Origin of the sequence: Pseudaminobacter soli (ex Li et al. 2025), assembly GCF_029892515.1 — a bacterium.
Taxonomy (GTDB): domain Bacteria; phylum Pseudomonadota; class Alphaproteobacteria; order Rhizobiales; family Rhizobiaceae; genus Pseudaminobacter; species Pseudaminobacter soli_A.
The window spans coordinates 39,874-62,062 of record NZ_JARXVF010000004.1; the positions used below are offsets into that span (position 1 = coordinate 39,874).

Annotated in this window: 16 protein-coding genes and 2 pseudogenes; 12 read left to right on the forward strand and 6 right to left on the reverse strand. The window is 61.1% G+C overall.

What is annotated here, in order from left to right:
- Window positions 1–86 precede the first annotated feature (86 nt).
- The gene (locus M2281_RS17890) at window positions 87–1,451 is read left to right on the forward strand and encodes a PLP-dependent aminotransferase family protein (protein ID WP_280822544.1); all 1,365 of its coding nucleotides are present in this window, start codon (window positions 87–89) and stop codon (window positions 1,449–1,451) included.
- Window positions 1,452–1,479: 28 nt separating this feature from the next.
- A pseudogene (locus tag M2281_RS17895) lies at window positions 1,480–1,965 on the forward strand (IS6 family transposase); the annotation flags it as partial.
- Between the two features lie 109 nt (window positions 1,966–2,074).
- Here M2281_RS17895 and M2281_RS17900 read toward each other — a convergent pair.
- Together M2281_RS17900 and M2281_RS17905 are read right to left on the reverse strand one after the other, a co-directional pair.
- Complete coding sequence (locus M2281_RS17900) at window positions 2,075–2,479, reverse strand: DUF4440 domain-containing protein (RefSeq protein WP_280822545.1); 405 nt, start codon at window positions 2,477–2,479, stop codon at window positions 2,075–2,077.
- A 31-nt stretch (window positions 2,480–2,510) separates the two neighbouring features.
- Window positions 2,511–3,878 carry an MFS transporter gene (locus tag M2281_RS17905; RefSeq protein ID WP_280822546.1) on the reverse strand — a complete coding sequence of 456 codons (1,368 nt, stop codon included), beginning with the start codon at window positions 3,876–3,878 and terminating at the stop codon, window positions 2,511–2,513.
- 114 nt (window positions 3,879–3,992) lie between these two features.
- On the opposite strand from M2281_RS17905, the gene M2281_RS17910 reads away from it, so the two are divergent.
- Both M2281_RS17910 and M2281_RS17915 read left to right on the forward strand, forming a co-directional pair.
- Entirely contained in the window at window positions 3,993–4,922 is a 930-nt protein-coding gene (locus M2281_RS17910) for a LysR family transcriptional regulator (RefSeq protein WP_280822547.1), read from the forward strand.
- Window positions 4,919–5,218 (forward strand): GrpB family protein, encoded by a 300-nt coding sequence (locus tag M2281_RS17915; RefSeq protein ID WP_280822548.1) that lies wholly within the window; start codon window positions 4,919–4,921, stop codon window positions 5,216–5,218. Before M2281_RS17910 ends, M2281_RS17915 begins: the two co-directional genes overlap by 4 nt.
- 122 nt (window positions 5,219–5,340) lie before the next feature.
- On the opposite strand, the gene M2281_RS17920 is transcribed toward M2281_RS17915, so the two are convergent.
- The 4 genes and pseudogenes from M2281_RS17920 to M2281_RS17935 all read right to left on the reverse strand — a co-directional run bounded on the left by M2281_RS17920 (window position 5,341) and on the right by M2281_RS17935 (window position 9,137).
- Window positions 5,341–5,790: a hypothetical protein gene (locus tag M2281_RS17920; RefSeq protein ID WP_280822549.1), complete on the reverse strand. Its 450-nt coding sequence runs from the start codon at window positions 5,788–5,790 to the stop codon at window positions 5,341–5,343.
- Window positions 5,791–6,482: 692 nt separating this feature from the next.
- Window positions 6,483–6,875 (reverse strand): annotated as a pseudogene (locus tag M2281_RS29235) (DUF3363 domain-containing protein); the annotation flags it as partial.
- Window positions 6,876–7,059: 184 nt separating this feature from the next.
- Window positions 7,060–7,725 carry a hypothetical protein gene (locus M2281_RS17930; protein WP_280822550.1) on the reverse strand — a complete coding sequence of 222 codons (666 nt, stop codon included), beginning with the start codon at window positions 7,723–7,725 and terminating at the stop codon, window positions 7,060–7,062.
- Window positions 7,726–8,576: 851 nt separating this feature from the next.
- Complete coding sequence (locus M2281_RS17935; protein ID WP_280822551.1) at window positions 8,577–9,137, reverse strand: helix-turn-helix domain-containing protein; 561 nt, start codon at window positions 9,135–9,137, stop codon at window positions 8,577–8,579.
- A 254-nt stretch (window positions 9,138–9,391) separates the two neighbouring features.
- Between M2281_RS17935 and M2281_RS17940 the strand changes: the two genes are divergently transcribed.
- From M2281_RS17940 to M2281_RS17975, 8 genes are all read left to right on the forward strand, one after another.
- Window positions 9,392–11,134 (forward strand): ABC transporter substrate-binding protein, encoded by a 1,743-nt coding sequence (locus tag M2281_RS17940; RefSeq protein WP_280822552.1) that lies wholly within the window; start codon window positions 9,392–9,394, stop codon window positions 11,132–11,134.
- A gap of 120 nt (window positions 11,135–11,254) precedes the next feature.
- On the forward strand, window positions 11,255–13,096 hold the full coding sequence (locus M2281_RS17945) for an ABC transporter ATP-binding protein (RefSeq protein ID WP_280822842.1): 1,842 nt from the start codon (window positions 11,255–11,257) through the stop codon (window positions 13,094–13,096).
- Window positions 13,093–14,061, forward strand: a complete 969-nt coding sequence (locus tag M2281_RS17950) for an ABC transporter permease (RefSeq protein ID WP_280822553.1) — start codon at window positions 13,093–13,095, stop codon at window positions 14,059–14,061. The genes M2281_RS17945 and M2281_RS17950 overlap by 4 nt, the downstream gene beginning before the upstream one ends.
- Window positions 14,058–15,011, forward strand: a complete 954-nt coding sequence (locus tag M2281_RS17955) for an ABC transporter permease (protein ID WP_280822554.1) — start codon at window positions 14,058–14,060, stop codon at window positions 15,009–15,011. Before M2281_RS17950 ends, M2281_RS17955 begins: the two co-directional genes overlap by 4 nt.
- A gap of 10 nt (window positions 15,012–15,021) precedes the next feature.
- The gene (locus M2281_RS17960; protein WP_280822555.1) at window positions 15,022–16,329 is read left to right on the forward strand and encodes an alpha/beta fold hydrolase; all 1,308 of its coding nucleotides are present in this window, start codon (window positions 15,022–15,024) and stop codon (window positions 16,327–16,329) included.
- Between the two features lie 16 nt (window positions 16,330–16,345).
- On the forward strand, window positions 16,346–18,148 hold the full coding sequence (locus M2281_RS17965) for an aminopeptidase P family protein (RefSeq protein ID WP_280822556.1): 1,803 nt from the start codon (window positions 16,346–16,348) through the stop codon (window positions 18,146–18,148).
- 570 nt (window positions 18,149–18,718) lie between these two features.
- Window positions 18,719–20,677 carry an autotransporter outer membrane beta-barrel domain-containing protein gene (locus M2281_RS17970; protein WP_280822557.1) on the forward strand — a complete coding sequence of 653 codons (1,959 nt, stop codon included), beginning with the start codon at window positions 18,719–18,721 and terminating at the stop codon, window positions 20,675–20,677.
- A gap of 373 nt (window positions 20,678–21,050) precedes the next feature.
- Window positions 21,051–22,178 carry an extracellular solute-binding protein gene (locus tag M2281_RS17975; protein WP_280822558.1) on the forward strand — a complete coding sequence of 376 codons (1,128 nt, stop codon included), beginning with the start codon at window positions 21,051–21,053 and terminating at the stop codon, window positions 22,176–22,178.
- Window positions 22,179–22,189 lie beyond the last annotated feature (11 nt).

A 22,189-nucleotide genomic window follows, 5' to 3' on the forward strand; every position in this document is an offset into this window, starting at 1 on the left:
ATTATTGAAACTTGGGAAGACGATAAACTATGATACACTTCTGTTAATATGAAATAGTGTCACGATACACTTTTGGAGACGTAACAATGCGCCTGCAGTCCCCGTGGACGCCGCGCCTGGCGGACATTGAGGCGAGCACCGCCGAGCGGCTGGTGCTGGGGATGGCGGACGACATCGTCGAAGGGCGCTTGAAGGGTGGCGACCGTCTACCGGCCCATCGTGATCTCGCCTGGAAGCTGGGTATCGGTCTCGGCACCGTCACCAAAGCCTACGCCGCGTTGGAGCGGCGCGGTCTGACGCGCAGCGTCAAAGGGCGTGGAACCTTCGTGGCAATCCGTCAGGCCCATGAGCGGCGACAGATCGACCTGTCGTCAAACACGCCGCCAACCATGCTGACCGAACGCCTTCTAGCGCGGACTCTCGCTGGGATCGCCAAGAAGATCGATCCGGCTCAGCTCAATCTCTACGCGCCTCCCGCCGGTCATCTCGAGCACCGCCGCCTGCTGGCGCGTTGGCTTGAGACGCTGGGTGTGCCGGCCGATCCTTCCCATCTGGTCCTGACCGGCAACGCCCGCCAAGCCATCGCACTGGCGTTCGATCTTGTCTGCAACCGGCAAGGAGTGATCCTGACCGAGAGGTTGACCTATCCCGGCGCGATCGCGCTGGCTCGGCGCAAAGGGTTGCGGATGCGCGGTGTCGAAATCGACGCAGAGGGCATGGTTCCCGAAGCGCTGGCCGCCGCCCTCGCCCAAGAGACGGCCGCCAGCAAGGCCGTCTACCTCACGCCGACGCTTCACAATCCAACCACGGCGACGATGGGGCTCGCGCGTCGACAGAGGATCGTCGCGATCTGCCGTAGAGCTGGTGCCCACATCGTCGAAGACGGCGTCTATGCCTTCACGTCGACAGCCTTGCCGCCGCTGGCGGCCTTGGCGCCTGACATCACTGTGCACGTCAACGGGCTGTCGAAATCGCTCGGCCCGGGACTGAGGATCGGGGTGTTAGCGCTTCCGGCAGGAATGATGGATGCGGCTGAAGGAATTGTACGGGATATGCCGATGGAGCCATCGCCGCTTTCGTGCGCAGTCGTGGAAGAGTGGATGGCGAGCGGCGTCATCGCATCGGTTCAAAAGGATCTTGGTCATGAAACGCGACGCCGGTCGCGTCTGGCCAGCTCACTTCTCGGCAAGAGCGGACTCGTCATCGATCCTGCCGCCTGCCACGCTTGGTTGCAGGCGCCGCGCGGGATTGCTGATCGCCTCGCCTTGGCCGCCGCCGCCGTGGGCATCAAGGTCACGCAACCAGAATCCGTGATGGCGGAGCGCGAGGATCGGATGACCGGCATTCGCCTTTGCCTCGGTGGTCCGTCCTTTGAGGAACTGACCGCAGCTTTGAGCATGTTCGCTGAGTTGTTGAAGAACACTCGCAACACTGCCGTCGAGCATCAGTAGTCGTGAAGGCATAGCACGATGGCGCTGGTGGCATGTCGACGAAACCTACATCAAGGTCCGAGGTCGCGGATGTATCTGTACCGGGGCGTCGACAGTGCCGGCGATACGATCGAGTTTTTCTTCAGCGAGCATCGTGATCTGTTGGCTGCCAAACGCTTCATCCGTAAGGCATTGAAACATCATGGCCGGCCGGACCGCATTGTCATCGACGGCAGCCGACCAATCACGAAGCAATAATTGCCTCCGATGCCGAGAGCCGACCGCGAAATCGGTCACAAAAACCATTGACGCCGATCCGCATTCGCAAGAGCCAGTATCTCAATTACCGAATTGAGCAGGATCACCGCGCGTCAAACGCCGGATCCGATCCATGCTCGGCCTCAAGGCGATAGCCGCGGCCGAGGTCATCCTCTCTGGTATCGAGATGATCCACATGATGCGCAATCGACAGGCGAGGTACGCCTATAGTCCGGCACTTTCACTCACTGAACAGTTCGAAATCCTTGCCGCGTGATGACAACCTGACTGTGAGGTTTCCTACGCCGCTGGTTCGAGTTCGCGACACAACCCATTGGGTTCGCTCATCGCCACGACGAGCGCCCCATCCGCATCAATGCTTCATATCATGCGGAAGTAACAACGGGCGTTTCGTGCAAGTGCCGCCACAAGAGCGAGCGATCCTGCGAGATCTCCAGCAGCACGGTCGATCGCCGGACAGTATGGTCGCCCGACGCGTCGACATGTGTTTCCCGATAGGTAACGCAGGCCCCGCCAGGCCATACGTGGGCAACTTGCATTTCGTCGACAGCAATTCGCAAGCCCGGACGCTTGCCGTGAAGGCGCTCGAACAATTTGCCGACACTCTCTTTGCGGAGTTCCATGCCTTGGATCGAGATCATGCGAAACTCCGGCGAGAAGCGATTGATCAATCCTGCCAGATGATCCGGCTCTGCATCACCTGTAAACCAGCGTTCGATCTCGACATGCGTGTCGATGACTTCACGGAACAACAATTCTGGATCAGTCACCTAGGACTCCTTGTCATGTATGAGGGAAGGGTTATGCGCGCTGGGTGGGCGTCGCCGCTTGCAGCCGCAGCACGATGGGCAGCGGGACGATGATCAGTATTGCCGCGATCACGAAGCAATATTGGTAAGCGGGAGCGTCGCCCGAATTGCCGCCCATCGCGAGGAAAAAGCCGAGCAAGCCTCCCAGCACGCTCGCGCCAAGCGAGAAGCTGAGCTGACGGTTTATGTTCCACAGTGCACTCGCCTCCGCGATGCGCTCTGTGCGAACCGAGGTGAACGCTGCCGTCTGTGCCGTGCTGGTGCAAAGACTGGCTCCAAAGCCCATCGCAACAAACGACGCGACCCGGACGGAGAGGAGACCAGCGAACGGCGTTGCAAGCAGCAGAACGCCAGCACAGGTCACAGCCATCCCACCGAGAAAGAGCGGGCGCGGACCTCGCGACGCGAATAGGCGGCGCGTCAGCATGATCGCGATGAAGGATGCCCCGGCCCATGGGATCATCAGCATCCCTGTCTCGGTAGCAGTCAGGCCTAAACAATCTTGCAGGTATAGCGACGCAATCAGGTTCACGCCCGTGAAGACGCCTGGCACGCACAGATAGATGATGCTGCCGGTACGGAGCATGGGGTCCGACAGCAATCGCAGATCAAGGAGGGGAGCACGCGAGCGCAATGCGTGACGAACATAACCGGTGCTCGCGGCCACAGCCAAAGCCAGAACGATCGCGGCACGCAATCCGCTTCCAGTTTGACTTATCAGCGTCAGGCCAAGCGGAAGGCAGAACAGTGCGACTGCGCTCAACAGGAAGCCGCGAACATCGAGCGCCGGCTTGTCATCCGTCAATTTATCCGACGGCAGCCACCCGAGCGCCAGCGCTGCAATAGCGAGAGCGAGCGGCGCAACGCCAACGAACACCCAGCGCCAGGACACATGATCCGTCGCGACCCCGCCGATGCCAGGCGAAAGCGCAGGCACCAGCAGCGCAACCATCATCACGATCGCTGTCAGATGGGCGCGGTCTTCCGCCGGGTAGGCGCGGTAGGCCATACCTTGGCCAACCGGCACCAGCAGACCTCCACCGAGCCCCTGCACAAGCCGCCACGCCAGCAGCGCGCCGATCCCCGATGCCACCCCCCCACCGACCCCGCCGATCCCAACAATGAGCAACGAGGCAATGAACACGCGCCGCTCACCCATCCGGCGCGCAAGCCAGCTCCCGAGCGGGATCGCGACGGTCAGACCAAGCATGTAGATCGTCCCGACCCATGCGAGTTCTGTGACCGATGCGTTCAATTCGCGCCGCAACGTCGGCAATGCAGCGTTGAAGATGAACATATTCGCGAGATCTAGGGCAAAGCCGAGCAGGTACAGGGTGGCAATGCGTGAGCGGGCAGACAAAGGGAAGACTCCTGAAAATGGGCGGCCCATTCGTTACCGGCTTCCCTAATGTTCAACTAGACGGTACAGTTCGTCATCATTTGTCGAATTTATTTACCAATTGGAGATGTGCGCATGACGGTGAGCCTGGATCGCCTCACAGTTTTCCGCGCCGTGGTGGAAACCGGGTCATTCACGGAAGCCGCAAAACGTCTCAACCAGGCACGGGCCGCCGTGAGCTTCAACGTGAAGCAACTCGAATGCGAGCTGGGCGTCACGCTTCTCCATCGCACCACCCGCAGCCTCGCGCTGACCGATGCCGGAGAACGCTTCTACACGCGATGTGTGCGCATTCTCGCAGAAGCGGACGATGCCATCGCAGAGGCGCGGGACGAACAATCCGTTTTGCGCGGCAGCTTGCGTATCACATCGACAGTAGAATATGGCGTCGCCGTCATCGCCCCCGCGCTCCAGGGGTTCTCCGCAAGCCACCCGGACCTCGACATCCATTTTGAAGCCTATCCGACAAACGTCGATCTCCTGCGGGATCGCTTCGATGTGGCGATCAGGCTTGGTCGCAATGAACAGTTCCAGAACTCCAGTTATGCCGGCGTCCATCTCGGCAGCTATCAGGTCCGACCGGTCGCTTCACCCGCAGTCGTGGCCTGCCTTGACCGGGCGCTTGCCGGCTCACCGGACGCACTCGGCGCGCTTCCACACATCGCCCATGCCAGTGTGGATCACGTCAAGAGCTGGACGATGTATGATGGCGACGGTCGTGAATGCGCGCTTGTGCTGCCTCGCCAGACTCGTCTGGTTGCGAACAACGCATCAGTGGTAAAGGCGCTGGCTATCGCGGGCGCTGGTGTCGCGCTTTTGCCAGACTGGTTCGTCGCGCCAGAACTCGGCAATGGCTCGTTGGTCGACGCGCTGCCAACCTACCGTTTCCCTCAGCATCACATCTACGCCATGCATCTGCCGATGCAGATCGTCACGCAGAAGATTCGTGTCTGGCTCAAGTTTCTCAAGGAGTATGTTCGCCGGGAATTTCCCGACGCGCCATGAATTTGGGTGAGCAATCCGATATGAGATTTTGGTATCAGCACCGCATGCTGCGCCATGACAAGCCGCGGGTGAATCTGCACGTCTTCGGAACGGGGTGCCCCAAGCATATTCGCCATATCCTGTTCCGCAACTGGCTTTGCGACCATCCCGAGGACAGGGAGCGCTATGCAAACACGAAGACGCTGGCGAACAATGGCGTAAGCACCGCCCAGGACTATAATCGAAACAAGCAGGCCGTGGTGCGCGATATTTACCGCATGATCTTTGAACATCGCGGCTGGGTCAATGCCGGGTAACGCACCGGAACGTTCGCTTCGGGGATCTTTGCTGACTGGCGGCCTGGGGGCGTCCGCGAAGCGAATAGCGGACTTTCAAATCAATGGGGCTAAGGCATCGGATCGGCCCATTGCTGAGGCGTTCATTCGTAGCGCGAGACTGCGGATGAGACGATGCACTTGATCGTCTCAGATGACCTTATGATCTTACCAATGGCGGATGTCAGTGCATCAAACTGCTCGTTTGAAAGGCTATTGATTTCGGGTTCCAACTGCTCTCGGAGCCAGAGCATTATCTGAGGTTTGAGATCCACGCTCGGGTCGCGGTCTGCTCGAAGGTACATGATCTTAGAAACAATCTTGCCTGATATGGTGCGCACGCGTCGCGACGTGTCATCAGATAACCCCTGCAACTGGGCGCAATCCCCAACGGCCTTTTCCACTTGGCTGGAAAACATCGGCGGTTCGCTCTTCACGAGTTGCACGAAACGCTGGTGCACGTCAGGCTGGCTGGAAGATGATGCCGTACGGTATATCGATGCGGTTCCAATCAGAGCCAATAAAATCAGAATGCCGCCCACGATCTGCTTCATTGATACCCCCCCATACATACTCGAAACGTCTGTGACTTGTCGCTCGGGAGATCTAAAGAAACTGAAAACGGGCTCTACGTGATCTCTAAAACTACTTAACAAACAAACAGGGCTGCGCTCGCTTCCGGCCCGAAGTGGCCAATCATGAGTTAACGATTAGCTTCGCTAAGACAATCCTAGAACGGCGATAGATAGTAAAATATTTGCCTGAGAAGGAATCGTCGCCGCGGGCCGGGGATAGCGTGAAATAACGACGCTAACTCTGGGGATCTCTTAATATAAGATACTCTGAGTATTACTTCGTGCTGACGAAATATCATGGCACCGAGATAGGCCCTGGTATCTATCGGCTCCTTGGATCGGATTATGATTAGGTTGTTATCCTCGTAGACCCAATCGATCTCACTATCAACGATACCTACAGTTGCGGATCGAGACGAAAACGACGTCCTGTTACCAATGCGCTCGATCTTTTGATTTCCCTGGAAGCAAAACGAAAGGTGCGACAGACCCCATAGTAGAACGAGACCTGCCAGGACCGGTGAGGATGGAACGACAAGGAGCGCGATGACCATGGCGGAGAACAAGGCAATCACAGCTAATGTTCTAGCAGGCTGCAACGCTATTGCGGCAACTTCCATGTGCGTCAATCCAATTCGGCAGTCGTACGACCTCATCTTGTCGACCAACCTTTAACTTTTCGTCGTGATCGCTTCTGGCGGCGCAAACGCGACGTGCCGGGTGTCCTCCGGCAACGTCAGCTTTTGGTGAACGGCTGCGGTGACCTGATTGGCCGAGATGGGCGCAAAGCGGAACGTCCGCTTTCTGGCTTCAACGCCAAGGTGGGTTCCGGCCCATCTCCTACCTGCAGTATCCACAGGTTCACAAACCGAGCCCCGCTGTCTGCCTAGGCTCCATTCAATGCCACCGTTGTCGTGCATGACGCCGTTGAGGGGCTGACCGAGGCGCTTGTCGAGAACCGGGTACCAGGGCACAAGCTGAAAGCCGAGCCCGTCGTCGATCATGGTGAAGCGGCCGCTCGCAAAGGGCGCGGCGCTAGCGAGGCCGCATCCACGCAAGCTCTTGCCCTGGCCGGCTCGCCGGTCCGAGGTTCAGGCCGGACCCCTGGCAAGCCGATCAAGGTCACGGCGCCACCCCGCCTTGACCTCGATCGGCCCGCGCCGGGCGGCTCCCCTGCAATGAAGCCGCCGACAAAACTGCTCGATCCTGCCGACTGTCTGTCGTCGCAGGGCAGCGTGGCCACGCCGCCTAATCGCCCGGGAAAACCGCACCCGGCGTCACTCGGCGTCCGATCCGAAAAAGGTCGTCGCGCGCCGCGCGAATCTGCGGCCAGGGAAAGGCCGCGCAGTCTTCCCACGCCTCGCCCTCGCGCAGGACGGCATCGAGTTTACCAGCGACACCGGCGAGCGAGACGGCCGGCGTCATCGCCAGCGCCTCAAGCAACGCCTCGACCCGAGTGAACGCCACACGCTCCGCCCGCAGCCCTTCGAAGTAACCGATTTCGGTCGCGGCGGCGTCGAAAGACGCCTGCCGCGCCGCAAGCTCGGCCGCCGCCCGCGCGCGAATCGCCGCCATGTCCGTCCGCGCGCCGACAAGCCGGTCGAGCGCTTCGACCGAGCAGATCACCGTCTCTGGGCCGCCGGGCACCTTCACCATCGTGCCGACAAAGTCGACGCGCTCGGCAAGCTCATTCTCCAGCCGTTGCTGCCGCCGACAAAGCTGCTGCGCCCGCGTATGCGCCGCTGCCCAGTCGTGCCACAGCCTCAGCGCCGGGTCGGGGGTCGCATCCGACGCACCGGCGCGTGCCGACGCCGCGCCGCCAAACGCCCACCCACCCGCGCTAACAACCCAGCCCGCAAGCGCCATCCGCCGCGTGACGCAGAACAAACTCGTGCTATGGTCGGAATCAGCCATGATCCGAGCTCCTCGAAAGCTGGGGTTGTGGTCAGGTCGTCTGGCGTGTTGCCGCACGTCGGATGACCGCAAACTGCAATCTTACGTAACTACCGTACATTACGGACATCGCAATTGTCAAACGCGCCCAATTCCCCGGAGTTAAAATCAGAACGGTTCGAGCTGCGTCTCACAGGCGAATTGCTGACCCGCATCGATGACTGGCGGCGCGACCAGCCAGATCTACCTAGCCGTTCAGAGGCAATGCGCCGCTTGGTCGAAATTGGATTGGGCACGGCAAAGCAATCGCCGAAGTGACGCGGTTAGGTCCGCGAGTGGTGCTCACCGAAATATCGTATGCTTCATCGGCGATTGGACGAAACTTCGAAGCAGCTGGCATCGAATTCAACCCAGAGAAGAACGTGGTGGGCGTGGTGTTGGGGTGGCTCATGGCTTGCTCGGCGGCGTAGCGATGCGATCTCGCGCGAAGCTGCCATTCGCAGTGTGCACGAGATAAGTCGCCTTCGGGTGTGACGGATAACGTGTGCGGAGGGGAGCGTAAAATCCATCCTCTTGCGCGCTGTTCAAACGGCCATACAGGTACCCAATCAGGGGACCGCGACGGCGAGAAGGGCTCAATGCTGGAAACGAGCGAAGGCGGAAAGACACCACTTCCGCTCCCCAACGGCAATACGCGCAGCTTCCTGGAAGACGGAGACACGCTGACCATCCGGGGGTATTGCGAGCGGCCTGGCTTTGCTCGGATTGGCTTTGGCGAATGTAAGGGTTCGATATTGCCTGCAATAAACGTTTGATCCCGACCAGCTAAATGTGCTGGGCAAACACGGCGCCACCAGAGTAGCGCTATCTCCTCATGGGAAGAGTGGCTGGGTTCGCACCCAGAGCTCCAGCGTTGGCTCGTTGCCCAATGTCGTGGAGCGATGAGGAAGGTGCGATTGGAAATGCATCGAGTCGCCCTTGTTCAGGATGTGACGCTCGCCATCCACCTCAAGCAGCATGCTTCCTTCGAGAATATAGACGAAGTCCTCGCCCTCATTGTGCATCAGCTCCGACACGTGACCGGGAGGGCGTCGCACCAGCGTGGGGTGCAGCTTGGCTCCAGGGAAGCTCTGTCCTAGCAGTTCGTAGGTTCGCCTGGCATCACCCAGGCTGAATGCCTGTCGCTCGCCCTGGCGCGAAACCGGACCGGACTGAAGCGGCGGCTCGACAAAAACGTCAACACTGGTGTCGAGCGCCTCGGCGATATTGCACAAAGACGCCAGTGACGGCGTCGATATCCCGCGTTCGATCTGGGACAGGAAGCTGATCGACAGCCCCACATGCTCCGACAGCTGCTGCAATGTCATGTCGATGGCACGCCGCCGTTGCCGGATCTTCTTGCCGAGAGACTCTCCTGCGACGCTGTCTGCCATGATCCTATTTACCGCCTTCGACCTTGAAGACACTTTGAAATCCGTTGCGCTCGGCCCTTCGACCCAAACTTGGGATCTGTAACCCAAGACTTCGATGAGTGGCGACGCAACACCCTGTATCGCAAGGGGCTTCGGGTTGCCACATTTCGACGCCTGCAAAAATTTCACTATTTCACTTCAATTTCTTTTGCAACGGTTCAATTTTTGCGCAATGTATCTCGCACTTGATGCTGGTGCTCAATGGGAGGGAGCGTATGCGCATTCATAAAGGTCTAATGTCTCTTCTGACGACGGCTGCCCTGATCGGTGTCCTTCAGATCGGAGAAGTACAAGCGCAGGAGCCGCAGACGGGCGGCACGCTGCGCATTCTCGCGACCGGTGAACCGGATCATATGGATCCGGCACTCGCAGGCATGGTTCCGACGAACAATCTGATGCGTGCCATTTCCCGGCAACTGATCAGCTACGAGGCCTCGAACGATCCCGACGTCGCAATCAAGCCAGTCGGAGATCTGGCAACCGAGGTGCCCCAGCCCACCGATAACGGCCTGACCTATACGTTCAAGCTGCGCCAGGGCGCGATGTGGGACGCGCCGTCCGGCCCCCGCCAGATTACCTCGGCGGACGTCGAGCGTGGCTTCAAGCGGTTGTGCAACCCGCACATGCAGGCATCCACCCTCACCTACTTCACGGCCCTCATTTCGGGCCTGGGCGAATTCTGCGACGGCTTTGCGAAGGTTGAACCGACCGCCGAGGCCATGAAGAAGTACATCGAGGAAAACGATGTTACCGGCATAGAAACCCCGGACGACCAGACCGTGGTCATCAAGCTCAAAGAGCGGGCGGGCGACTTCATCTACATGCTGTCGCTGCCCATGCCCGCGCCGGCGCCGGTTGAGGTCCTCGACTATATTCCGGATAGCCCCGAATACCGTACCCACTACATCGGCAGCGGTCCCTACACGATCGGCGACTATACGCCGGACACCAGCCTCAAGCTGGTGCGCAATCCTGCCTGGAAGGCCGAGAGCGATCCGCTGCGCAAGGCTCATGTGGACGAAATCGAGATCACCATGGGCCTCCAGGCGGATGCCATCATGCAGCAGCTTCAGTCGGGCGACGCCGACCTCGCTTATGACATCAACGTCCCGACCGCGATCCTGGCGACGCTTGCCGCGGCCGGCGACGACAAGCTGACCGCCATGTCGGCGGGCAACACCAATTTCCTGTTCATCAACACCGTGTCCGGCAATAACAACGGCGCGCTCAAGGACCTGCGGGTTCGGCAGGCGCTGGAGTATGCCATCGACAAGGCCGCGATCGTGCAGCAGTGGGGTGGCTCGACTGTTGCGGAACCCGCCAACGGCATCTTCGGTATCGGCGTGCTGGGCTACCACAAGTTCGATCTCTATCCGTCGCCGGATTCGAAGGGCGATCCCGAAAAGGCCAAGGCGCTGCTCACTGAGGCCGGGTTCCCGAACGGCATCACGCTGAAGATGCCTTATCGCAACAAGGACCTGGAAGTCGCAACCGCCGCCACCATCCAGGCAAGCATGGCGCGCGCCGGCATCACGCTGGAACTCACTCCGGTGACCGCCGCCGACTACTATTCCAAGTTCATGACGAACCCGGTCAACACCAAGGAAGGCACCTGGGATATCGCGCCCGTGGGCTGGACCCCTGACTGGGTTGGCGGTGCTGCGCGCTCGGTGTTCCAGCCGCAGTTCACCTTCGACGGCACCCACCAGACCTACAACTATACCGACTACAATAACTCCAAGGCCAACGAGATTGCCGCGCAGGCGATCAATGCCACCACGCCTGAGGAAACCGGGAAGCTGTGGGCGCAGGTCGACGAGATGGTGATGGCGGATGCGCCGGTGGTTCCGCTGATTGCCAACAAGAACCCGCGCTATCGTGGAGAGGCGGTGAAAAACTTCCTGCCTTACGCACTGGGCGTCGAGGGCGACTGGACCAACATGTGGCTCGAGCGCTGAGAAGCGCCGAACAACACGGGCGCCGTGACGTGATGTCCGGCGCCCGGACCATTTGCGCGTCGCGGGAATCCGCGACGCCTGAACCATAAAGAGTTGCGGGCAGCGAGGTTTGTCTTGGTAGTGCTGGAAGCCAGGAATCTCACGGTCGATATCCCGACCGAGGATGGCGTCGTCCACGCCGTCCGCAACGTCTCGTTTTCGATCCGGCCCGGTTCGCTGTTCGGCATCGCCGGCGAATCCGGATCGGGCAAGAGCGTCATGACCCAGGCGATGATGGGCTTGCTGCCCAATGCCGACATCAGCGGCGAGGTCCGGTTCGATCGGCACAACCTGATCGGGTTGCCCGCGTCCGAAATGCGCAAGCTGCGCGGCGGCCGCATCGGCATGATTTTCCAGGATCCGCTGTCCAGCCTCCATCCCTACTATACCATCGGCTCGCAGATCGCCGAGGTTCTTCACGCGCATGAGAAGATCTCCGGAGAAGACGCGCGTGCAAGGGTGGTCGATATGTTGGGCAGGGTCGGCATTCCCTCCCCGGCCGACCGTTACGACGACTATCCGCATCAGTTCTCCGGCGGCATGCGCCAGCGCGTGATGATCGCCATGGCGCTGATCCTGAAGCCGGCGCTCATCATAGCGGATGAGCCGACGACGGCGCTGGATGTGACCGTGCAGGCTCAGATCGTGGCCTTGCTCGACACCATGCGCCGCGATTTCGGAACCACCGTCATCCTGATCACGCACGATCTGGGCCTGCTGTCGAGCGTCGCCGACGATGTCATGGTCATGTATGCAGGGCATCGGCTGGAATGCGGAAAAGGGGCGAATGTATTTCGCTCGCCAGCCCATCCCTACACGGCCGGCCTGCTGCGCTCGACGCCGGCGAGCTACAGGCCCGGCTCCGAGCTCGCGCCGATCAAGGGACGGCCGCCCAGCCTGCTTGCGACCCCGAAGGGCTGCGTGTTTGCGCCACGTTGCAGCGAGGCGCTTTCGCAGTGCGCTACCCAGCGCCCCCCGCTCCGCGTCTATTCTGACGGCGTTGAATCGCTGTGCTGGCTGGAACAGGGCGCAGGCGACGCACCGGCCGCCGTTGCCTCTCCCGAAGCTGCGCCGCGCCCCAGTGACATCGAGCCGGTCGCGACGGTCCAGGACGTGCACCTTACCTACCATGTCGGGAGCTTCTTCGGGCAGAAGCGCACGCTGGATGTGCTCAAGGGCGTCGACCTTACCATTGGCAAGGGCGAAACCGTTGGGCTGGTGGGAGAGAGCGGCTGCGGTAAGTCCACGCTGGCGCGCGTCATCGCGGGGCTGACGCCGGCAACCTCCGGCACCGTCAAGGTGCTGGGCCGCGATATGGGAACGCTCGGCGCTTCGCAATGGCGGGAGATGCGGCGGCAGATCCAGGTCGTGTTTCAGGACCCGTTCGGGTCGCTCAATCCACGCCGCCGCGTTGGCTCGATCATTGGCGATCCATTCCGCTTGCACGGCATAGCCTCAGGAGAAGAACGCAAGGCGAAAGTGCGGCACCTGATGGAAATCGTCGGGCTCAATCCCGAACACTACAATCGTTTTCCGTCGGAGTTTTCCGGCGGCCAGCGGCAGCGCATCGGCATTGCCCGCGCCCTGGCCCTCAATCCGGCGCTGATCATCTGCGACGAGCCGGTTTCGGCGCTCGACGTGTCGATCCAGGCGCAGGTGCTCAACCTGCTGCGCCGCCTCCAGCGCGAACTCGGGCTGACCTACCTCTTTATCTCCCATGACCTTTCCGTGGTGCGCCATGTCTGCGACCGCATCGCCGTGATGCAAGGCGGCAAGATTGTCGAACTGGCCAGCGCCGAGCGCCTGTTTGCCGATCCGCAGCACCCCTATACGCGCACGCTGCTGGCAGCTTCCAAGTCGCCGCCTGCCCCGGGTGGCGGCGAGCAACGGGTCCTGGCGGAAACGCGGCAGGTGGCGTCATGAGCGACATTGCGGAAAACCAGGTCTTGTCGGCTACCGAAATTGTCCAGCGCGGTTCGCTGGAACTGACGCTCCGCCGGCTCCGGCGCGACCCTGCCAGCATGGCGGCGCTTGGCGTCATTCTTGGCGTCATCCTGCTTGCCATCGTCGCTCCTTGGATAGCCGCCGTCACCGGCCATTCGCCAATCGAGCAGTTCCGCGACACTGGTCTCTCGCCTGCCGGCATACCCGTTGGGCCGGGTGCGGATTTCTGGCTTGGCACGGACCAGCTCGGCCGCGACGTTCTGGTACGCCTCGCCTACGGAGCGCGGGTGTCGCTGCTTGTGGGCGTATTCGCATCTGTCCTGGCCTCGACGATCGCGGTCGTCGTAGGCGTCACGGCCGGTTATTTCGGCGGCATGGTCGACCTTGCCCTCAGCCGACTGACGGATCTTGTCATGAGCGTGCCCTTCCTGCTCTGCGCACTCGCGCTGGTGTCGGCCTTCGGCCCGAGCATGATGCTGAGCGTGGCGGTGATCGTCTTCTTCAGTTGGGCGCCCATGGCGCGCGTCATTCGCGGCCAGGTGATCTCGCTGAGCCGGCAGGATTTCGTTCATGCCAGCCGCTCACTGGGCGCAGGGCCGCTGTCGATCATGGTGGTCGACATCCTGCCCAACCTGACCGTGCCGATCATCGTCTACACGACCATGCAGATACCGAATTCCATCGTCTTCGAGGCAACCCTGTCCTTCCTCGGCATGGGCATCGTGCCGCCGACGCCAAGCTGGGGCGGCATGCTGGCCGATGCGTCCTCCAACTCACTCTACCTCGTCGCCTGGTGGATGGTGTTTGTGCCGGGTACCGCACTGCTCCTGACGACGCTTGCCTTCAACATCCTTGGCGACGGGCTGCGCGATGCACTCGATCCCAAGAGCGCGCGCACCGCACGTCATCTCAAGCGCAAGCAGAAGGGAGCAGCAAAATCATGATCCGCTTCCTTGCGCGCCGCATCGCCTTCGGGGCCGGCGTCCTGCTGGTGCTATCGGCCTTCGTGTTCTTCCTGTTCTTCGTCGCGCCGGGCGATCCTGCGCGCATGATCGCGGGCGATAAGGCGACCGAGACCCAGCTTGAGATGATCCGCAAGAATCTGGGCGTGGACCGCCCCATCGTCGTCCAGTACGGCACGTTCCTCAGCCGCGCGCTGACCGGTGATCTCGGCTTCTCCTACCGCAATCAGCAGCCGGTGGCGCAGATCATCGTGCGCCGCATTCCTGCAACGCTCTCGTTGGTTGCGGGAGCAGCCCTTCTATGGTTGGCGATCGGCGTGCCGATCGGCATCATGTCGGCGCGTTATCCCGGCAGCCTCCGCGATCGCATAGGGCAGGCATTCATCCTGGTAGGCCTCAGTTTTCCGACCTTCGTGCTTGGCATGATGTCGCTCTATCTTCTCTATTTCCTGCCAAAGCAGGCGGGCCTGACCCTGTTTCCGCCGGGCGGATACAAGGCGCTGACCGGCAACCCAGTGCTGTGGGCCTGGCATCTCATCCTGCCCTGGAGCACGCTTGCTCTCACCATGGCGGCCGTCTATGCACGGCTGACCCGCGGCCAGATGCTCGACGTGATGGGCGAGGACTATATCCGCACAGCGCGCGCCAAAGGCCTGACCGAGCGGCGCGTGGTATGGAAGCACGGAATGCGCGCGGCGCTGACCCCGCTCGTCACACAACTCGGCGCCGATATCGCGCTCATGCTCGGCGGCGTGATCGTAATCGAGCAGGTCTATGGCCTGCAGGGTGTTGGCGCGCTAGCTGTCCAGGCAGTGACCAATCAGGACCGCCCTATCATCATTGGCGTGGTGCTGTTAGGCGGTGTCTTCATTGTCGCCGCCAACATCGTCGTCGACCTATTCTATGTGCTGCTCGATCCGCGCGTTCGCTGAAGGAAGCCCCATGATCATCTCGCAAAACACGATCCCCGGAATGCACATGCGCGACCACGTGGTGACCGTGCCCCTCGACTGGTCGAATCCGTTAGGGCCAACCATAGAGGTCTTTGCCCGAGAGGTGGTCGATCCTGCGCGCAAGGACGAAAACCTGCCGTTGCTGTGCTTCCTGCAGGGCGGCCCGGGCGGCAAATCTCCCCGGCCCACGCGCGGCGGACCGGCGTGGCTGCATGGAGCCCTAAAGACCCATCGCGTCATTCTGCCGGACCAGCGCGGCACCGGCCGCTCGACCCCGGTCGATGCCGCGACCATGGCCGGTTTTGCCGATGCCGAGGCGGGCGCGGATTACCTGGCCTGCTTCCGCGCCGACTCGATCGTCGCGGATCTGGAGCATTTGCGCAAAACGGCCTTCGGCGGCGCGCGCTGGCAGACCCTTGGCCAAAGCTATGGCGGCTTCCTGACCCTGACTTATCTCAGCCAGGCGCCTGAGGGACTTTCGGCCTGCTACATCGCCGGGGGCATTCCGAGCCTCGCCCCCTCGGCGGACGAAGTCTATCGCCGCACCTATCCTCGCGTGCGGGCAAAGAACGCCGGCTACTTCAAGCGCTATCCGGACGATGTCGCACGGGTCGGTGCTGTGGCCGATTTCATCTCAGCGAACGATGTGCGCTTGCCTGATGGCGACCGCCTGACGGTTCGGCGCCTGCAGACGGTCGGCCTCGATCTCGGCATGGCGCCTGGCTTCGAGAACATCCACTGGCTGCTCGACGAGGCTTTCGCCGGATCGCTTCATGACCGCCTGTCGGATCACTTCCTTTCAAGCGTCATGGCTCTCACCTCGTATCATGGCAATCCGCTCTTCGCGGCCATTCACGAAGCCATCTACGGCCAAGGCGAAGGCGCGACCGCGTGGTCTGCTGAGCGGCTGCGCGCGCAGTTCCCCGAATTCGCATCCGATGCACGGCCGCTGCTGTTCACCGGCGAGATGATCTATCCGTGGATGTTCGATGAAATCTCCTCGCTGCGCCCCTTCAAGGCCGCCGCTGAAGCCCTGGCCGAACGTCCGCGCCATAGCCGCCTCTACGAACCCGGCCGCCTTGCGGCCAACGAAATCCCGGTCGCGGCGGCGATCTATCATGACGACATGTATGTCGATGCCGAACTGTCGCTTGAGACGGCGCGCGCGATTGGCAACCTGGATTTCTGGATCACCAACGAATTCGAGCATGACGGCATTCGCCAGTCCGGCGCGGTCTTCGAGCGCCTTGCCGCCATGGTGATGGAGAAAGGCGGCCCGCTGGCCGCCACCCGCTAGACACCGGAGGCGAGCAGTGACGAGAGATGATTGCGCGGGCAATCTTGCCCGGGTGCGTAGCTGGCTGGGTGAACAGGGGCTGGACGGGCTGATCGTTCCGCGCACCGATGCGCATCAGAGCGAAGTGACCGCCCCGCATGACAATTGCCTGGAATATATCAGCGGCTTTACCGGCTCGGCCGGCATGGCTCTGGTTCTGCCCGACAGAGCGCTGATCTTTGTGGACGGCCGTTATCAGGTGCAGGTTCGGCAGGAGGTCGATCCTGCACTGTTCGCAGTGCATCATCTTTACGACGATCCGCTGGATCTCTGGCTGAGGGACAACGCCAAGCCGGACTGGCGTGTCGGCGTCGATGCCATGCGGGTGGCGGGCGGTACCTTTGACGCGCTGGCGCTAGCTTGCACGGCCGCAGGCGGCGAACTCGTTGCCATCACAGACGATCCGTTCGATGCCCTCTGGAACGACCGCCCCGAAAAGCCTGTCGGCCGGATCCGCGCCATGCCCGTTTCCGTGGCCGGCGAGACCTCGGCAAGCAAGCGGGCTCGTATTTCCGAAAGGTTGCAGGCCGCCGGCGCGGACATGCTGGTGGAAACGCTGCCGGACAATATTGCGTGGCTGCTCAATGTGCGCGGCTCGGATGTCGCAATGAATCCGGTACCCCACTCCTTCCTGATCGTCGGGCAAGACGGGCAGGTTGAATGGTTCGTGGACCGACGCAAGCTGGGGAACGATCTTGCCCCATTCGAGCTTGCCGATGTCATGATGGCCGAGCCGGAGCATTTCCTGGACCGTGTGGCTCAGGCTTCGACGAACCGTACCGTCCAGATCGATCCCGATTTCACCCCGTTTGCGGTGCGCGACCGTATCGAGGCGTCGGGCGGCAAGCCTGCAGCGCGAACCAGCCCTATCACGCTTGCCAAAGCGGCCAAGAATGCCACCGAGCTCACCGGCTATCGCGACTGCCACGTCGAGGACGGCATTGCGCTTACCAACTTCCTGGCGTGGCTCGACAGCGAGTGGCGCGCGCGGCGTGCGCAAGACCTGCCTCTGACTGAACTGGAAGCGGAAGAGAAGCTGATTGCGTTCCGTGCCGAGCGGCCGGGTTATCTGGAGCCCAGCTTCCGCGCGATTTCCGCGGCCGGCGCCAATGCCGCCATGTGCCACTACAATGCGCAGCCCGAGACCAATACCGCGCTCAGCGCAGATAGCCCCTATCTCATCGATTCAGGAGGGCAATACGCCAATGGCACCACGGACGCGACGCGTACGCTGATATTCGGCGAGGCCAGTGCGGAGATGCGTGACGCCTACACCGCCGTGCTCAAGGGCTTCCTGTCGCTGTCCATGGCGCGCTTCCCGACCGGTACGCAAGGACATCAGCTCGATGCCTTCGCCCGGCGTGCCCTGTGGGACATCGGGCTCGACTACGACCATGGCACGGGCCACAGCGTCGGACACAACCTGCTGATCCACGAATACCCGCACCGCTTTGCCAAGAAGCCCAACCTGCACGGGCTGGAGCCAGGCAATGTCATGACCATCGAGCCTGGCTACTATGAGACCGGCGCATTCGGCATCCGCATCGAGAACCAGGTGGAAGTGGTAGCAGACCGGCCCGGCTTCTGTCGCTTCTCCAGCATGACTCTGGCGCCGATCGATCTCGAAATGGCGAGGCTAAAGCTTCTGAGCAGAGACGAGATAGCATTCCTCGACGCCTATCATGCCGAGGTTCGTGCGGTCCTGATGGACCGTGTTCTGCCGCAGGCACGCCCGTATCTGTTAGCGCACACCCGTTCGGTTGCCGAACGCCTGATCTGATCGCAACAAGCTGTCTTTTGTAAGCCCGGAAACGGGCTTACAGCAGGCCCTTAATTTTCCTCAGCGCACCTCCACCACTTGCGCATCATCCTCGACGGCAGCGAGGATGATGGCCATGGACTCGGCGATCCAGCTCAATCCTGACCGTCGACAACCTCCGGTCCGCACATTCTTCACGGCGCAATTCTTCAGCGCCTGGCGCGCGAAGCCACGCTAAGGTCACCGACCTGCGCGACTAGTATCCAATTGTTTTGAATACTCTTTTTGACGCGATGAGCCTCCTTCGGCAACGGAGCATCCCGCTGAGCCCGTTCCGCGCTTTGCCGACAAATAGTATGAATAATATGATGATTGTCACTTGCCTGTCACCCACTCCGCTTAATTCCGCCTCCATGGGAAACGGGGCAGGAGAAGGAATGTAGGGGGCAGGTTTCGCGGTCGAGCCGAATGGCGATGAAATCGTCGAGCTAGCCTTCGTCGCACCCACTCAGCACCGGCCCGAACCCATCTCACCGCCGCCAGCATCCTCCAGGCGATGAGAGATAACGCGACACCAGAAAGCTAGCAGAAATGTTCCTTCAGTTCTTCGGCTTCGGCCGGCAATTCGCGGGTGTGGCCCGCCAGATGAACCGCATGGCCGTCGCCGGCCATCTTGGCACCGTTCTTCCGAAAATCGCGAAATCCGCCTTGCTCGGCACCAGCATGTTGACCGCACTGTCCGCGCCCGCAATGGCGCAAGAGCCGTGGATCATGGTTCAGCGCACGTTCTTCCCCGACGCGGATCCCGCGCGCGGACAGGGCGTGACGACCGATGGCACCTATTGGTATTTCTCGGGCACGCATTCACTTGAAATCGCCGACGGCAACTTCAATACCGTCAAGATCGACAAAGACGCGATCGTCAATGAACTGATGATCCCGTCCCAGCTTTCGTCGATTGGGCTGAATCATATCGGCGACATCGACTACGCCAACGGTCTCCTCTACGTTTCCCTCGACACCAGCAAGCGGGACCCCATAACCAATAACAAGTATAGCCACCCCGTTTTCGCCATCTACAATGCCAGCGATCTTACCTACACCGGGCAAGCTTTTGCCCTGAACCCTCCACACGGCGTCCGTGACATTGCAAGCTGGGTGGCCGTGGATGCCAAAGCCGGCCTCGCCTACGGCATGGCCTATGACAACGCCACCGAACTTGCAGTCTACAACCTCTCGGATTTCAGCTTCAAGGAATACATCCCACTGTCGGCGACCATTGATCAGGCGCAGGGCGGCAAGATACTTGACGGCTGGATGTATTTTGCCACCGACAATGACGACAAGCTGCTGATGCGGGCCAATCTCAAGACCGGACAGGTCGAGACGCTCGGCAATCTCAAGCTTGACGCCGAACAGGAGGTGGAAGGTCTTTCTATCAGATGGACGAAGGACGGCTGGTCGCTGAACGTTCTTAACCGGGAAGAGAGCTTTCCCGGAAGCCTGGAAGAAGGCGTCGGCTTCTACAAATATCTCCGCCCTTACGGAAACGTTCTGTCCGGAGAAATCCATGCCGATATCAGCGGCGCCCTCCTGGCAGACAGCCGCTTCATTCGCGAAGCGACGAACCGCCGGATTCTCGCTGCTTTCGATGCGGCCGCCGTTCCCACTGGCGCAGTCACGACATTTGACCAGAAAGGACCAAGCGCTGCACCTTCCGACACCGATGGCGTGGCGTTCTGGAGCGAGGCCATCGGCGCGAGCAGCAGCGCCAAGGGCGTTGGCTATGCCGCGGATTTCGACCACTCCTCGGCCGGCCTCATTGGCGGCATAGACGCTCCGATCGGTGATTGGCGCTTCGGTGTTGCGGGCGGCTATAGCCATACAAACTTCGATGTTTCGCAGCGCGCCTCCTTTGCCTCGAGCAACAATTACCAACTCGGCGTCTATGGCGGCACGCAACTGGGCGGTATTGGCCTGCGTATGGGCGCCTCCTATGGCTTGCACGATATTTCGACCGAGCGCAGCGTCGTCTTCCCCGCCTTCAGTGAAAAGCTGTCGGCGGACTATAAGGCTGCCACGACGCAGGCCTATGGCGAGATGGACTATCGGATCGAGACGGGCCGTGGCGTTCTGTCGCCGTTTGCCGGCCTCGCCTATGTGCATCTCAAGAGCGATGATTTTTCGGAAAAGGGCGGCACCATCGACGCGCTGTCGAGCAACGGCACCACGTCGGAGAACACCTTCTCGACCATTGGCATGCGTGCATCGACGCCGTTCAGCTTCGGCGAAACGAACGGCTGGTTGCACGGCCAGGTCGGCTGGCAGCACGCCTATCAGGACGTCACGACGATGACGAACCTGACCTTGAACACCGGCGCTTCCTTCGACAGCGTTGGCGTGCCGATCGCCAAGGACGCATTGGCCCTCGAAGCGGGCTTCGATATCGCACTTTCGAAGCAGGCCACTTTCAGGACCAGCTATTCGGGCCAGATCGCACGCAAGGTCCAGGACCACGCCATCAAGGTGAGCTTCGACCTGAAGTTCTAAAGCCGGGCCCGACACGCGGCCAAAGGTATTGAGGGTAGAGCCGGTAGGCTGTTGGTGTGGCCATACCCTGATGACCTGCCGTATCGTATCGCTCGCGATTTGTACCTCCCGCGCCAAGACGCGCGGGAGGAGGCACACCGGGCGGGGTTCCGGGGGCAAGGCTCATGTAGTTTGCCGACAAATTTGATCTTACAGACAGTCCCCCCGCGTTTTCTTAAGAACTTCCCCTACCTGACCTAGTCGAGCGACAAGGTCCTATCGATGTCGCCTGATAAGTGTTCTGAAAACACCGACCTTCATTCTGCTGTTACACGGCCAGAATACCCCTGCTGCCAACGCCGCATGTGCGGTCGCAAAGCAGGGGATTGCTCAGATGTCAGATTTCAACCGCCGCATTTTCATGAAGGGTGCAGCCGCCAGTGCCGGGCTCGCCCTTGCCGCTCCTTTCGTGTCGCGCGGAGCGCTCGCCCAAGGCTCCTCGGGCACCGTCAACATCTTTGCCTGGGCTGGTTACATCTCCGACGAGATGCTGGCTGCCTTCGAGAAGGAAACCGGCATCAAGGCCGTCTATACGCCCTATGGCACTAATGACGAACTTCTCAACCAGATGCGCGCCAGCAAGGGCACCGGCTACGACATCATCTGGCCGGCGGTCGACCGCGTGCCGAACTACGTCGAATTCGGTCTCGTGCAGCCGATCGACGAATCCAAGGTGAAGTGGGACCGCGTCCTCAAGAGCGCCCTCACCGGCTCCGAGACACTCGGCGCCGTTATTGGCGGCAAGCGCTACCAGGTGCCGACCGACTGGGGCACCGAAGCCCTCACCTTCGACAAGAGCGAGTTCCCGCTCGTTTACGGCACCGCTTCCTATGGCGACCTGTGGAAGCCGGAAGCCAACGGCAAGGCCACTGTGCGCGGTCATTCGGGTCTCGTCGGGCTTGGTCTCTGGCTCGAAGCCCAGGGCAAGCTGCCCCATCCGATGCGCGACAGCTTCAAGGACGAAGCAACCATGCGCGCCAACTACGACGTGATCATCGCCGAAGCCATTACGCGCAAGGCCAATATCGCTCAGTTCTGGTCCAACGAGAACGAGGCGCAGGGCGCGTTCCGCACCAATGGCGCCAAGATCGGCCAAACCTGGGATTCCTCGGCTGCCGGGCTTATCAAGGAAGGTCTGCCGGTTGGTTTCGTTGCCCCGGCCGAAGGCGCTCTCGCCTGGATGGAAGGCGTTTCGCTTCCTGTCGGCGCGGTCAATCTCGAGCAGGCCTACGCCTTCCTTAACTGGATGCTGACCCCCGAGGCCGGCGCCCTTTACGCCAACCACACCTCGATCAACACCACCGCCGTCGGCGCCGACAAGCATCTGTCGGAAGCTTCGCGGAACTTCTTCGCCGCCGCCTACCCGGGCGACGCGCTGGAGAAGCTGTGGTGGTGGCCGGTGCAGGACAACTGGTTCGTTGCGCTGCGCAACGAGTATCAGGACAAGTTCCTCTCCGCCTGATCGGCGTCGTT

Bases quoted from the DNA above. Each gene is read 5' to 3' on its own strand.
- M2281_RS17890 (WP_280822544.1), top strand. From the start codon at position 87: ATGCGCCTGCAGTCCCCGTGGACGCCGCGCCTGGCGGACATTGAGGCG.
- M2281_RS17910 (WP_280822547.1), top strand. From the start codon at position 3,993: ATGACGGTGAGCCTGGATCGCCTCACAGTTTTCCGCGCCGTGGTGGAA.
- M2281_RS17915 (WP_280822548.1), top strand. From the start codon at position 4,919: ATGAATTTGGGTGAGCAATCCGATATGAGATTTTGGTATCAGCACCGC.
- M2281_RS17920 (WP_280822549.1), bottom strand. From the start codon at position 5,790: ATGAAGCAGATCGTGGGCGGCATTCTGATTTTATTGGCTCTGATTGGA.
- M2281_RS17930 (WP_280822550.1), bottom strand. From the start codon at position 7,725: ATGGCTGATTCCGACCATAGCACGAGTTTGTTCTGCGTCACGCGGCGG.
- M2281_RS17935 (WP_280822551.1), bottom strand. From the start codon at position 9,137: ATGGCAGACAGCGTCGCAGGAGAGTCTCTCGGCAAGAAGATCCGGCAA.
- M2281_RS17940 (WP_280822552.1), top strand. From the start codon at position 9,392: ATGCGCATTCATAAAGGTCTAATGTCTCTTCTGACGACGGCTGCCCTG.
- M2281_RS17950 (WP_280822553.1), top strand. From the start codon at position 13,093: ATGAGCGACATTGCGGAAAACCAGGTCTTGTCGGCTACCGAAATTGTC.
- M2281_RS17955 (WP_280822554.1), top strand. From the start codon at position 14,058: ATGATCCGCTTCCTTGCGCGCCGCATCGCCTTCGGGGCCGGCGTCCTG.
- M2281_RS17960 (WP_280822555.1), top strand. From the start codon at position 15,022: ATGATCATCTCGCAAAACACGATCCCCGGAATGCACATGCGCGACCAC.
- M2281_RS17970 (WP_280822557.1), top strand. From the start codon at position 18,719: ATGTTCCTTCAGTTCTTCGGCTTCGGCCGGCAATTCGCGGGTGTGGCC.
- M2281_RS17975 (WP_280822558.1), top strand. From the start codon at position 21,051: ATGTCAGATTTCAACCGCCGCATTTTCATGAAGGGTGCAGCCGCCAGT.